This window comes from Janthinobacterium sp. 78 (assembly GCF_003096775.1).
Lineage (GTDB): Bacteria > Pseudomonadota > Gammaproteobacteria > Burkholderiales > Burkholderiaceae_D > Janthinobacterium > Janthinobacterium tructae.
The window spans coordinates 3,933,775-3,947,086 of record NZ_QENT01000001.1 but is presented as its reverse complement, the minus strand read 5'-3'; the positions used below and the strand labels follow the sequence as shown (position 1 = coordinate 3,947,086).

Below are 13,312 nucleotides of genomic sequence, written 5' to 3'. Positions count from 1 at the left end.
GTTTGATCTGGCGCAAGCGTGCGCGGTGGCCCAGAATGAAAAACGCCGCCTGATCTGCATCAGGCGGCGCTATTAATGAAGTTCAACGAACATCACGAGAGTGCCTAGAAACGTTCAGGGCAAGGCGCGTTGCCGAAGACAGTACGAATAGTACGGCGAGGCAATGCAACGCCGCCATGGACGTTTTCTAGGTGCTCTAGTCCTGACGGACGCAATCCACAAAATAGCCACGCTTGCCATCGACTTCGCGTTTCACCAGACCATGCACATCCGTCTCGAAGCCGGGGAAGCGCTCGTTGAAGTCGCGCGCGAAGCGCAGGTAGTCGACGATGGTCTTGTTGAAGCGCTCGCCCGGGATCAAGAGCGGAATGCCCGGTGGATACGGCGTCAGCAGGATGGACGTGATGCGGCCTTCGAGTTCGTCGATGGCCACGCGCTCGATTTCGCGGTGCGCCATCTTGGCGAACGCGTCCGACGGCTTCATGGCGGGGATCATGTCCGACAAATACATTTCCGTCGTCAGACGGGCCACATCATAGGCCTTGTAGAAATCGTGGATTTGCTGGCACAGGTCACGCAAGCCCATTTTTTCGTAGCGCGGGTTGGCGGCCGCAAATTCCGGCAGGATGCGCCACATCGGCTGGTTCTTGTCGTAGTCGTCCTTGAATTGCTGCAAGGCCGTCAGCAAGGTATTCCAGCGGCCCTTGGTGATGCCGATGGTAAACATGATGAAGAACGAGTACAGGCCGCATTTTTCAATGATGACGCCGTGCTCGGCCAGGTATTTGGTGACGATGGACGCGGGGATGCCCGTCTCGCCGAACTGGCCGTCCAGCGACAGGCCCGGGTTGACGATGGTCGCCTTGATCGGGTCGAGCATGTTGAAGCCGGGAGCGAGGTCGCCGAAGCCGTGCCAGTCATCCTCGGCGCGTATCATCCAGTCTTCCTGCTGGCCCATGCCTTCGTCGTTGAAGCTGTCCGGTCCCCACACCTGGAACCACCAATCCTGGCCCCATTCCTGGTCGATCTTTTTCATGGCGCGGCGGAAATCGAGCGCTTCCATGATCGATTCTTCCACCAGGGCCGTGCCGCCCGGCGCTTCCATCATGGCCGCGGCCACGTCGCACGAGGCAATGATGGAATACTGCGGCGAGGTCGAGGTGTGCATCAGGTAAGCCTCGTTGAAGGCGTCCTGGTCCAGCTTGACCGTATCCGATTCGCGCACGAGGATTTGCGACGCCTGCGACAGGCCGGCGAGCAATTTGTGCGTGGACTGGGTCGAGAAAATCATCGATTCCTTGGCGCGTGGACGGTCCTTGCCGATGGCGTGCATATTTTTGTAGAAATCGTGGAAGGTGGCGTGCGGCAGCCATGCTTCATCGAAGTGCAGGGTGTCGATCTTGCCATCGAGCATTTCGCGCAGGGTTTCCACGTTGTAGATCACGCCATCGTAGGTCGATTGCGTGATGGTCAGAATGCGCGGCTTCTTGTTCTTCGCTTCGCGCGCGAACGGGTTCGCCTCGATCTTGCGGGCGATGCTTTCCGGCGTGAATTCATGCAGCGGGATAGGGCCGATGATGCCCAGGTGATTGCGCGTCGGCATCAGGAACACGGGAATGGCGCCGCACATGATGATCGAATGCAAGATCGACTTGTGGCAGTTGCGGTCGACGACGACGATGTCGCCCGGCGCCACGGTCGAGTGCCACACCATCTTGTTCGAGGTCGAGGTACCGTTGGTAACGAAATAGCAATGATCGGCATTGAAGATGCGCGCCGCATTGCGCTCGGAGGCGGCGACAGGGCCCGTATGGTCGAGCAGTTGGCCCAGTTCTTCGACGGCGTTGCAGACGTCGGCGCGCAGCATGTTTTCACCGAAGAACTGGTGGAACATCTGGCCAATCGGCGACTTCAGGAAGGCCACGCCGCCCGAGTGGCCGGGGCAATGCCACGAGTAGGAGCCGTCGTTGGCGTAGTGCACCAGCGCGCGGAAGAACGGCGGCGACAGGCCGTCCAGATACGATTTGGCTTCGCGGATGATGTGGCGCGCGACGAATTCCGGCGTATCTTCGAACATGTGGATGAAGCCATGCAGCTCGCGCAGGATATCGTTCGGAATGTGGCGCGAGGTGCGCGTTTCACCGTACAGATAAATCGGGATATCGGCGTTCTTGTAGCGGATTTCTTCGACGAAGGCGCGCAACGATTTCAAGGCGTGGTCGGTTTCCTCGACGGAGCCGGCGCCGAACTCTTCATCGTCGATCGACAGCACGAAGGCCGATGCGCGCGATTGTTGTTGGGCAAATTGCGACAAATCGCCGTAGCTGGTCACGCCCAGCACTTCCATGCCTTCTTTTTCCATTGCGGCGGCAAGGGCGCGAATGCCCAGGCCGGACGTATTTTCAGAACGGAAATCCTCGTCAATGATGACGATGGGGAAACGAAATTTCATGCATGTCTCCAAAAAAGCAAGCCGCCCCTGACTGATGTGGAGGGGCGGACTAGGGCGCGACGGTCAGGCGGTAGTACAACCCGGCAGCCGCAGAAAAAAAATAAGAACGGGATTCTCGCAGAAATGCGGCGTCTGCGGGAAAAAAATATCGTAGCCAAGCGTCACCAGCATGCGCTAGCGTGACGCAACGGTGTGACAGGGGTATTACAGCGCCATTCTGGCTATGTTTCTGGCTATCTATATCACCTTATCAGGCTTTGCGTTCCAGCGTGACAAAGGCGTAAGGCAGGCCGGATTTCTCCGAGACATGCGCCTCGCGCGCGGTTTCTTGCCATACGGCATGGTCCACGGCGGGGAAAAACGCATCGCAGTCAAACGTCTGGCCGATTTCCGTGATGATCAAACGCTGCGCCAAGGCCAGTGATTGCTGGTAGATTTCCGCGCCGCCGATGACATAGCCTTCGGCTCCATCGAGCAGGGCGATGGCCGCTTGCACCGACGACACCGCTTCCACGCCGTCATGGCGCCAGTCCGCATTGCGCGTGATGACGATGTTGCGGCGGTTCGGCAGCGGACGGCCGATGGAATCGAAGGTCTTGCGGCCCATGAGGATGGGGTGGCCCGTCGTCAAACGCTTGAAGTGCGCGAGGTCTTCCGGCAATTTCCACGGCAGGGTGTTGTCGATGCCGATACCGCCTTGCTGGTCGGTGGCGACGATGATGGTCAAATGGCTCATTGGTTCTGTGAAAAGGGTGGGGGCATGGCCCGATGCCCGTCATTATCGTTGAAATTGCCGGACGCCTCCAGATGCGCACGCATGGCTTGTGCCAGCTCGTTTGGTGCTTCCAGCGGAATCATGTGGCCCGTGTTGTCTTTTAGTAAGTGCAGGGTGGCTTGCGGCAGGCGGGCGGCCATGGCGCGCAGGTCGTCGGGGTTGACGAGTTTGTCGTCTTCGGCGCCCACGATCAGCACGGGAAAATCGAGTTCCGGCAAGCGCGCCATCAGGTCGGGGCGGTTGATGGTGGTGAGAAATTGCGCCAGCAGCACGTCCTTGCCCAGGTCCAGCCCCATTTGCTGGATCAGGCCCGTGATGGCGGCATCGTCGAGGTGCGACGGGTGCAGCAGTTCGCGCAGGCGCTGGCGCGTGATGCCCGCATAGGCATTGCGCTCAAGCATGGCGACGATGCGCTGGCGCGCGCTAATTTCCGCCGGCAGCAAACCTTGGGCGGAATTGGCGATCAAAGTCAAAGACTGCACGCGCTGCGGGTGCGCCAGCGCGTGTTCGAGCGCCAGGTAGGCGCCCAGCGAAAAGCCCACCAGATGGGCTTTGGGCGCGCTGTGGCTGGCGATCATCTGCTGCATCTGCGCACGTGTGCGCGCCTGATGCAGGGGCACGTGCTGTAGCTGAAAGGCGTCGCCCAGGGCAGGGGCCAGGCGCGACCACAGGCGCTCGTCGCACAAGGTGCCGGGGATGCAAACGAGTCGTATCGTTGTATTGTTCAAGGACAAGCCTGGTACAGGATGGTGAAAATTTTTGTCGAGCGGCATTATCCGTCATTTTGCGCATGCGGGCAGCGGCGTGGTATTTTCCGTATGGCATTATTTTCAATAGTGCGCAGCTGGCAAGCAGGAACTTTATGGTAGGCTCATGACTCATCAAGCCGGGGTGCCGGCGACGTGACCTGAAACACCGAATGCAACCCCCACATTAAAGAGGAAACACCATGGCGATCAGTTTGCAAAAAGGCGGCAATGTCAACCTGAGCAAGGAAGCTCCCGGCTTGACGAAAATCGTGATTGGACTGGGCTGGGACCCGCGCGCCACTGATGGCGCCGCTTTCGACCTGGATGGCAGCGCCTTCCTGCTGAAAACGGATGGCAAGGCCCGTTCCGATGCCGATTTCATTTTTTATAACAACCTGAAGTCGGTTGATGGCTCCATCGTCCACGCGGGCGACAACACCACCGGTGGCGGCGATGGCGACGACGAGAAAATCGCCGTCGACCTGGCCAACGTGCCGGCCGACATCGACAAGATCGCCGTGGCCGTCACCATCCACGACGCGGAAGCCCGCAAGCAAAACTTCGGCATGGTCGGCAAGGCATACATCCGCTGCCTGAACGGCGACAATGGCGCGGAAATCGCCCGCTATGACCTGTCGGAAGACGGCTCGACGGAAGCGGCCATGATCTTCGGCGAAATCTACCGCGCCGGCAGCGAATGGAAATTCAAGGCGATTGGCCAGGGTTTCAAGGGCGGCCTGGGCCCCCTGGCTCGCTCGTTTGGCATCAACGCATAAAAAGCAGTTGTTTGCGTAAATGTACCGGGTGGCACCGCTGCCCGGTTCTGTCTTTCTCTTCTCTCTCCCTGACTCCATGGAAAACCTGATCAAGGGGCAGCGTCTTGCGCTGTCCGGCCTCGTCACGGGCAATGTCGTGCAACTGGGGCTCGCCAGCGTGGGCGTGGCGCTCGACTTTGCCTGTTTCGGCCTCGATGCCGCCGGTAAATTGTCCGACGACCGCTACATGACCTTCTTCAATCAGCCGCGCACGCCGTGCGGCGGCGTGGAAACCTCGGCGCCGTGCGGCGATGCGGCCGGTTTCAGTTACCAGCTGGAACGCTTGCCTGCCTCCATCGAACGCCTGGTCGTCACGGCCGCCATCGATGGTGCGGCCAGCATGGCGCAGCTGGGCAGCGGCTACTTGCGCCTGCTCGACGGCGGGCGCGAACTGGCCCGCTACGCGTATGCGGGTGCTGATTTTGCACAAGAAAAAGCCGTCATGCTGGGCGAGTTTTACCGCAAGGACGGCGGCTGGCGCTTCATGGCCGTGGGCCAGGGTTTTAACGGCGGCCTGGACGCGCTGGTCGCGCATTTCGGCGGTGAAGTGGCGCAAGCAGCTCCCGAACCTGCGGCGCCGAAGATTTCCCTGTCGAAAATCTCGCTGACCAAGGCGGGCCAGACGCACAAGGTGTCGCTGGAAAAGGGCGCAGGCGCGCCAACAAAACTCACCGTCAAGGCGACCTGGGTCGATAACGGCGATGGCGACGACGACAACGACGACCTCGACTTAAGAGTCGGCATCCTCTTGCCGAATGGCCAGATGCGCTTCATCCAGGCGCCCGACACGGCGGGCAGCTTCGACGTCATGCCGTATGTGCGCCACCTGGGCGACGTCGCCGGTGCGGCGGGCAAGGAGCCGGCCACGGAAACGGTGGAAGTCAACCCTGCGCTGGCGCAACATTACGGCGGCACGGTGGGCCTCGTCTTCAGCGTGTATTCGGCGCTGGCCAATGGCGCCGTCCCGGTGGCGTCCATGCGCCCGAAAATGGTCATGCAATACGGCGAGCAGATCGTCGAGTGCGACTTCGACTTCCGCCTGTCCAAGGCGGCCGCGGACGACACGGTCTACACCTATGTGATCGGCATGGCGCGCATCACGCCCGACAGCATCATCCTGGAGCCGTCCGGCAAGACGTCGGAACCGGGCAGCGAAGCGACGCCGTGGCTGAGCTGGCAGGGCGAGAACCTGCAGCTGGTCTTCAACGGTCCCGTCGTCTTCAAGGGCGAAGACAAGGAAGACGAGGATGATTTCAATGCGGACAATCCGCGCCGCTATATCGCCTAGGAGGCACTGATGGAAACCTTGAGCAAGGGTCAGCGCTTGCCGCTGGCCAATCTCGTTCCCGATGGCGTACTGCAGATTGGCGTCGCCGCGCAGGGGCTGGCGCTCGACGTGGCCTGTTTTGGCCTCGATACGGCGGGCAAGCTGTCCGACGAGCGCTACATGACCTTTTTCAACCAGCCGCGCACGCCGTGCGGCGGCGTGGAAGCGCGTGCCGGCAGCGATGGCGACACGGCTGAATTTGCCTTGCAACTGGCGCGCTTGCCGGCCGGCATAGACCGCCTCGTCGTGACGGCCTCCATCGATGGCGACGGTGTGATGTCGCAGCTGCAAGCTGGCCATGTGCGCCTGCAGGCGGGCGGGCGCGAACTGGCCCGCTTTGCGTTTGCCGGGTCTGATTTCGCGCAAGAAAAAGCCGTCATGCTGGCAGAAATTTACCGCAAGGATGGCGGCTGGCGCTGCATGGCCGTGGGCCAGGGTTTTAATGGCGGCCTCGATGCGCTGGTGCAGCACTTCGGCGGCGAAGTCGACCAGGCCGCGCCTGCAGTTCCTGTTGCTGCTGCCGCGGTTTCGGCAATTCAGCAGGCAAAGATCAACCTGGAAAAGAGAGTCGAACGCGAGGCGCCGCAACTGGTCAGCTTGGTCAAGCAGGCCGGCGTGTCGCTGCAAAAAGTGGGCCTTTCCGAGCACCGCGCCAAGGTGTGTTTATGCCTGGATATTTCCGGTTCCATGGGACGGCTATATAAAGAGGGGCTGGTGCAGCGCTTTGCCGAGCGCATCCTGGCCCTGGGCTGCAAGTTCGACGACGATGGCGAGATCGATGTATTTCTGTTCGGTAAAAATGTCCACCATCCGGCGCCCATGGCCTTGAGTAACTGCAATAGCTACGTGGGGCAGGCCATACAGCGCCATCCGCTGGAAGGCGACACGCGCTATGGCGCCGCCATGCAGGCCATCCGCGCATTCTATTTCCCCGACGTGTCCGGTGGCGAGCGCACGCGGCCCGTCGCGGCCGAGCTGCCCGTGTACGTGATGTTCGTCACCGATGGCGGCACCAGCGACCAGGCGACGACGGAGAAGCAATTGCGCTGGGCCAGCAATGAACCCATCTTCTGGCAATTCATGGGCATTGGCAAGGGGCGCAAGTCGAAAAGCAAGTTTCTCGCCGCCTTTGCTGATTCCGACTTTCCCTTCCTGGAAAAACTCGACGAATTGCAGGGACGCCTGGTCGACAATGCCAATTACTTTTCCGTCAGCTCGCCCGACGAGCACAGCGATGCGGAGCTGTACGATTTGCTGATGACGGAATATCCGGGCTGGCTGAAACTGGCGCGTGGGCAGGGCTTGCTGAACTGATCGTCCTGAGATGTTAGTTGTTGAGCTTGATGGCAATCGTGGTGCCCGCTTCTGGCAGCAAGAAGCGCGCCTTGTCGTAGCTGGGCGGACCCATCACTGAACGCGCGTCGTTGCTGCTGCCCGTGGGTTCGCTGGGAATCTTGAAAAAGTTGCTGTCCATCTTGCCATTCGCATTCACGTCCTGGAAGACGGCGACAGCGTATTCGCCCGCAGGCAATTTATCCAGGTGCAACTGGACGGTGCTGCCGTTGGCTGGCACGGTAGCCTGCTGCAGGGGTTTCGAGAGGAAATGCGCGGCCGATTGGTAAATGGCCGCTTTGACTGTGCCTGCACCGGGCTGGACATTGTTGACGGTCACGAGCAGGTCGGCGGCGCAGGCCAGTCCTGCGGCTGGCAGCAGCAGTGCGATGCACCAAGGTATGATTCTTTTCATTTTATGTTCTTCGGTTGATGTTAGATGGATAGCAAGCGGCGCAATTCAGCGACGTGCGCCTGGTAGGCGGCGCGTCCTTGCGCCGTGGCATGGATGCGGGTTTGCGGTTTCTTGCCGACGAACTGCTTTTCGAGCATCACATAGCCTGCGCGTGCCAGCGTGTCCAGGTGCGCCCCCAGATTGCCGTCGCTTGCCTCGGTTAGCGCTTTCAGGCGCACGAACTCGATGCTTTCATTTACTTGTAATACATTCAGGGCAGTCATGATGCGCAAGCGCGTGCTCTGATGGATGATGTCGTCCAGACCAGCCATGATGTTCTCCTCAGGCAGCGCGGCGCAGCCAGGTGCCGCCAAGCAGCAATCCGCCCCCCGCCAGCAGCGCCATGGCCAGATCGAACCAGGGGGCGAGAAAATGGTAGGCGATGAAAGTCAGCACGCAAATGCTGGCGCCCAATATCGTCCACCGCAGGCCATGCCAGAGGCCGGCCAGCATATACACGAGCATGAACAAGCTGGTCCAGAACACGGAGATGGCGCCGGGCCGGTGCACGATGAAAGTCGAGACCATGATGCCGAAGGCGACGAGGATGGCCATGGCCAGCCAGATGCGCCGGTCGCCCGGCTGGCTGGCGGTTTTTTGCCGGCTCAGCAGATACGCCGTACCGAGCATGCCCACCGCGTCGGCAATCAGCCAGCAATATCCGCTGTGTGCCGGTGCCAGATAACTGCCCAGATAGGCGCAGAACCAGACCACGCCCCACAGCTGGACGATGACTCCCGAGCGCCAATAGCGCAAATACTGTTCACTGCGCGTCTGGGTTTGCTCCACTTCCTGCAGGTATTGTTGGACTTGTTGCGGGTTCAGCATCGTGTTCTCCTGGTTAACTCTGTAATGCAGAGTACTCTATATGCGAGATATTTTTTCGTCAAGCCTTTTGTTTGCCCTCCAGCGTATGAGGCTATACGACCACAAGTGGAAGAGATTTGTAAATTGAAGTAAATAACAATGGTTCGCCTTTGCTTTGCCCAATGGAGTCGTGGCATGCTTTCGCTGTGCCCTCACGCCGCGGCGTAGCGCCTCATCCGTAGCGTCTCGATTATTTTTTAGCCAAATGCATAAAACTCTTTTCCACTGTCTGGCGGGCGGTAGCCTGCTGGTCTCCGGCGCCGCCGTTCAGGCGCAAACTGTCACCGGCGACGCCGTCGTCAAGCCCGCAGCAGCACCAGTATCGGCCAAGGCGCCCGCCATTGACGCTCCCCCTTCCGTCAGCGTGACGGCCGAGCGTCCCACGGGCCGCATCGACCGGCAAGTCTACGACGTCAAGTCCGATGTGGGCAGCAGCAACGGCACGGCGGCCGATGCGCTCAACAATGTGCCATCCGTGGCCGTTGATCCCGACGGTTCCGTGTCCTTGCGCGGCAGCAGCAATGTGCAGATATTGATCGATGGCAAGCCGTCGGCCATGCTGCAGGGCGATGCGCGCGGCGCCACCCTGAACGCCATGGCGGCCGACGATATCGAATCGGTGGAAGTGATCAACAATCCCGGTGCCCAGTTCGGCAACGAAGCCGGTGGCGGCCCGATTTTGAACCTGGTGATGCGGCGCAACCGCAAGCCGGGCGGCTTTGCCACCGTCAACGCGAATGCGGGCATCGCCGGGCGCTACAACAGCGCCGTTTCCGGTAGCTACAACGAAGGGCCGTGGGGCTACCAGGGCGGCATCAATGTGCGCCACGACGGCCGCAATTCCGTGGGCGAGGTCAGCCGCGAGCGCCTGGAGCGTGGCACGGGCGCCTTCGCCCCCAGCAGCCAAAGCTCCGCCAGCAATGGTTTGAACGACTCGCTGGGCTTGCACGGCACCGTGAATTACAACCTGAACACGAACGACACCCTGGCCGCCAGCGTGTCGTATAACGGGCGCAGCAACGACCAGCGCTCGCTCGACCGCTACATCAACGGCGACAGCACGGGCAGCACCATCGGCGACTATGTGCGCAGCACCGTGCGCAACGGCGACAGCCGCAACGCCAGCTGGGGCGCGCGCTATGACCACAAGGGCGAGTTGCCGGGCGAATCGTTGAAGATCGACCTGCGCGTGTCATCCTCGACCAATGAGAGCGACAGCGATTACGCGAATACTTATGCAGTTGCGCCCGTGCATGCCTTCGACAGCCGCGCGCGCCAGCACAGCGAGACGGGCAACCGCATCGTCGACTTCAGCGGCGACTACGAGCGTCCGCTGGCGGGCGGCACGGCCAAACTGGGCTACAAGGTGGCGGACAACCACAGCAGTTTCGACACCTTATATACGGACATCCACCCGGCCAGCCTGGCGGCAACTGTCAACCCCATGCGCAGCAACCGTTTCGAGCTCGACGAGCGCACCATCGCGCTGTACGGCTCCTACCAGATGCGCCTGAGCGAGCGCTGGGGCGCGCTGGCCGGCTTGCGTGCCGAGTACACGGACTTGAACGTGCGCCAGATCACGGGCGGCGTCGAGGCCGGCAACAATTACGTCAATTACATCCCCAGCCTGTTCGCCACGTATAAGGTCAGCGACGAGAGCAATGTGCGCTTCAGCTATGCGCACCGCCTGCGCCGGCCCAGCGCGGGCGACCTGAACCCGTACGTGGTGTACCGCGACGAGTTCAATGTCTCGGCCGGCAACCCGAAGCTGAAACCCACGCAGACGGATTCGTTCGAGATCGGCTATGAAACGAAGATTGCCGGCCTGGAAAGCAGCTTGCGCGCCTACCACCGGCGCGACACGGACGCCATCGTCGATTACCGCTACTTTATCAGCGACAATGTGCTCTTGACCACGCGCGAAAACGGCGCAGGCAGCCATTCGAGCGGCCTGGAGTTCAGCGTCAGCGGCAAGCTGACCCCATCCTTGACCCTGAATACGAGCGGCAACCTGGCGCGCAGCCAGCAGACCAGTTCCGACGACCTGGGCAACCGCAGCACGCGCACGGCGAATGCCCTGAGCGGCCGCGCGCGCCTCAATTACCAGTTCGATGCGGCGAACCAGCTGCAACTGGCCCTGCAAATGCAAGGCAAGACGCTGTCGGGGCAGGGCTACCGCTCGCCGAACAATACTTTGAATGTGAGCTGGCGCCACACGGTGACGCCGCAGCTGAGCCTGGTCATGAACGTGACTGATGTATTCAGCAGCAACAAGATGGAAACCGTCATCAATAGCGCTTCCCTGCGCGAGACGAGCACGCGGCGCTTCGATGGACGGATGATTTATGTGGGGCTGTCGTACCGCCTCGGCGGCGCCACCTCGTCGGCGAAAGAGGGAGAACGGGAACCGCGCTTCGGTCCGCCGGGTGGACGCGGCCCGGGCGGCCCTGGCGGTCCCGGCCCGGGCGGAGCGGGAGGCGAAGCAGGCTAGGCCGCCAGCGCGATCTCGTGCAGGAAGTAGATGAAATCGTCCGTATGCAGCTCGAAGCGCCATTCTCCCGTGCCATGGTTGGCGCGGTACACGGGCAAGTCGCCGTCGATGCTTTTTTCTTCCAGGTCCACGCAGTACGGGTCGCCGCCCGCATCGGCAATCACCACCAGCTTCGGCGGCCAGGCCGCGATGGTGTGATGGTGCACGGCATCGACTGAGTAGCCGAGCTGGGCCTTCACCAGCTCGGCCGCGCCGTACAGGTGCAGGCCCTGGGGGAAGCGCTTGCCGTCGACATGCACGCGCAGCGGCGAATACCATGCCAGGAAGCGGCGGTAAATCTCCGGCAAGACCCAGTGCGCGTCGATCTCGGCCATGTCCGCGGCGCTGGCGACCGTCAGCCAGTTCGACGGTTGCGCCAGGTCCTGTTCGCGCTGGCGCCGCAGCGCCAGTTTTCGCTCGAGGAAGGTGGCTGCCATTTCCAGGCGCGACAGCGGCTGGGTCAGCGAGAAATGCGTGGCGGGCGCCTTGTAGCCTGCGCCATCAGGGTAGCCGTCCGCTTGCCAGGCCAGCACGGCGCTGAGTCGCAGCTGCTCTGCCTTCCAGTGGCCGGGATCGGACGGCAAGCCCTGGTCAAACGGCTGGCGGCTGAACACGGCCAGGCTCTTGATCGCCTTGGCGCGCACTTCCAGGCTGGTGGCGCCGGACGCTGCCAGCGCCACCAGCGGCGCATACGCGTCCACGCCTGTACTTTTCAGCAAGCCATCGACGCCCCAGTACGCCAGTGCTGGCTGCTGCAGTGCCCAGGCGAAAAACGCCGCGTGTTGACTGCCTTCCACCAGGTGCACGATATCTGTCATCAAAAAGCTGCGCCAGTGCAGCAGTTGCCCATCGCGCGCATACGCCGTCAAAATGTCCAGCACGGCCAGTCGGTCGTCGGGCGCATGCTTTTTCAGCAGCCGCTCTTTCAGCCTGGCAAACTTGCTGCCATCCGTTTCGTCAAACAGCTTGCGGTGCAGGGCGGCCAGCGGTGCGACCGCCATCAGACGGCCATCGCCGCCTTGATGGGCGCATGGTGTTCATAGCCTTCCAGCGAGAAATCCGACGGTTCGATCTTTTCCAGCCACTCCGGCTCGTACTTGCCCGTCTTGGCGTAGTCGGGCACGCGCTCGGAAATGACGAAACGCGGCGCCGGGAACGGCGTGCGCTTCAATTGCTCTTCCACCATGTCGAGGTGGTTTTCATAGATGTGCGCGTCGCCGATGAAGTAGGTGAACCAGCGCGGCGTGTAGCCCGTCAGGCGCGCCACCAGGTGCAGCAGGGCCGCGCCTTCGGCGATGTTGAACGGCGTGCCCAGGCCGATATCGTTGCTGCGCACATATAAACACAGCGAGATTTCGCGCGTGCTGGCGTTCGGGATGAACTGGTACAGCAAGTGGCAGGCGGGCAGGGCGACGGCGTCCAGCACGGCCGGGTTCCAGCCGTGGAACAGGATGCGCCGGCTGCCCGGGTTCGTCATGATGGTATCGAGGCACTCGCGCAACTGGTCGACGGCCTTGTATAGCAGCACTTTTTGCACGCCATCCTCGACGAGGGGGGCGATCAAGCTAAAACCGTTCGCTTGCGCGTCGGCAATCTGCGCGGTCTGGTCGGCATCGAGCAGCTTGTAGGCAGGCCATTGCCGCCATTGCACGCCATACACGGGGCCCAGGTCATCTTCGCCTTCGCGGTAGGGGTTGGCCAGCCATTGCGCATTTTCGTTGGCGTTCTGGTCCCATACCTTGCAGCCCAGCGCGCGGAATTCGGCCGCGTTGCGCGAGGCGCGCAAGAAGGCGCACAATTCGCCGATCACGGATTTGAAAGCCAGTTTCTTGGTCGTCACGGCAGGGAAATTGCCGTTGGCCAAGTCGAAACGCATCATGGCGCCCGGCACGCTCAGGGTGCGGATGCCCGTGCGGTTGTCTTGCCAGCTGCCCGTTTCGAGCACGGTCTTGATCAAATCTTGATATTGCTGCATGTATTTCTCCAACGGTAAGGATGGTGATTGTAACGC

General features: G+C 61.4%; 12 protein-coding genes. 4 read left to right on the top strand and 8 right to left on the bottom strand.

Annotated features, from left to right (window positions below; translation table 11 throughout):
• Positions 1-196: 196 nt before the first annotated feature.
• The 3 genes from C8C92_RS17455 to C8C92_RS17445 all read right to left on the bottom strand — a co-directional run bounded on the left by C8C92_RS17455 (position 197) and on the right by C8C92_RS17445 (position 3,955).
• On the bottom strand, positions 197-2,452 hold the full coding sequence (locus tag C8C92_RS17455; RefSeq protein ID WP_116744755.1) for an arginine/lysine/ornithine decarboxylase: 2,256 nt from the start codon (positions 2,450-2,452) through the stop codon (positions 197-199).
• A gap of 250 nt (positions 2,453-2,702) precedes the next feature.
• On the bottom strand, positions 2,703-3,188 hold the full coding sequence (locus tag C8C92_RS17450; protein ID WP_116744754.1) for a dihydrofolate reductase: 486 nt from the start codon (positions 3,186-3,188) through the stop codon (positions 2,703-2,705).
• Complete coding sequence (locus C8C92_RS17445; RefSeq protein ID WP_243420260.1) at positions 3,185-3,955, bottom strand: alpha/beta hydrolase; 771 nt, start codon at positions 3,953-3,955, stop codon at positions 3,185-3,187. The genes C8C92_RS17450 and C8C92_RS17445 overlap by 4 nt, the downstream gene beginning before the upstream one ends.
• 221 nt (positions 3,956-4,176) lie before the next feature.
• Here C8C92_RS17445 and C8C92_RS17440 point away from each other — a divergent pair, with 221 nt between their 5' ends.
• The 3 genes from C8C92_RS17440 (at position 4,177) to C8C92_RS17430 (ending at position 7,432) form a co-directional block, all read left to right on the top strand.
• Positions 4,177-4,752, top strand: a complete 576-nt coding sequence (locus C8C92_RS17440) for a TerD family protein (protein ID WP_116744752.1) — start codon at positions 4,177-4,179, stop codon at positions 4,750-4,752.
• Positions 4,753-4,828: 76 nt separating this feature from the next.
• Positions 4,829-6,079: a TerD family protein gene (locus C8C92_RS17435; protein WP_116744751.1), complete on the top strand. Its 1,251-nt coding sequence runs from the start codon at positions 4,829-4,831 to the stop codon at positions 6,077-6,079.
• Positions 6,080-6,088: 9 nt separating this feature from the next.
• Positions 6,089-7,432 (top strand): VWA domain-containing protein, encoded by a 1,344-nt coding sequence (locus C8C92_RS17430; protein WP_116744750.1) that lies wholly within the window; start codon positions 6,089-6,091, stop codon positions 7,430-7,432.
• A gap of 13 nt (positions 7,433-7,445) precedes the next feature.
• Here C8C92_RS17430 and C8C92_RS17425 read toward each other — a convergent pair whose 3' ends face one another.
• From C8C92_RS17425 to C8C92_RS17415, 3 genes are read right to left on the bottom strand one after another with little or no spacing between them, the layout of a single operon-like run.
• Positions 7,446-7,865, bottom strand: a complete 420-nt coding sequence (locus C8C92_RS17425; protein WP_099763494.1) for a DUF2141 domain-containing protein — start codon at positions 7,863-7,865, stop codon at positions 7,446-7,448.
• A 20-nt stretch (positions 7,866-7,885) separates the two neighbouring features.
• Positions 7,886-8,176 (bottom strand): transcriptional regulator, encoded by a 291-nt coding sequence (locus tag C8C92_RS17420; RefSeq protein WP_116744749.1) that lies wholly within the window; start codon positions 8,174-8,176, stop codon positions 7,886-7,888.
• A 10-nt stretch (positions 8,177-8,186) separates the two neighbouring features.
• The gene (locus C8C92_RS17415) at positions 8,187-8,732 is read right to left on the bottom strand and encodes a hypothetical protein (RefSeq protein ID WP_116744748.1); all 546 of its coding nucleotides are present in this window, start codon (positions 8,730-8,732) and stop codon (positions 8,187-8,189) included.
• Between the two features lie 244 nt (positions 8,733-8,976).
• On the opposite strand from C8C92_RS17415, the gene C8C92_RS17410 reads away from it, so the two are divergent.
• Entirely contained in the window at positions 8,977-11,262 is a 2,286-nt protein-coding gene (locus C8C92_RS17410; RefSeq protein ID WP_116744747.1) for an outer membrane beta-barrel family protein, read from the top strand.
• Here C8C92_RS17410 and C8C92_RS17405 read toward each other — a convergent pair.
• Together C8C92_RS17405 and C8C92_RS17400 are read right to left on the bottom strand one after the other, a co-directional pair.
• Positions 11,259-12,302: an SMI1/KNR4 family protein gene (locus tag C8C92_RS17405; protein WP_116744746.1), complete on the bottom strand. Its 1,044-nt coding sequence runs from the start codon at positions 12,300-12,302 to the stop codon at positions 11,259-11,261. The two genes, C8C92_RS17410 and C8C92_RS17405, sit on opposite strands and share 4 nt — an antisense overlap.
• A complete protein-coding gene (locus C8C92_RS17400) occupies positions 12,302-13,276 on the bottom strand; it encodes a thymidylate synthase (protein WP_116744745.1) in 975 nt (324 codons plus the stop codon). The genes C8C92_RS17405 and C8C92_RS17400 overlap by 1 nt, the downstream gene beginning before the upstream one ends.
• Between the last annotated feature and the right edge of the window lie 36 nt (positions 13,277-13,312).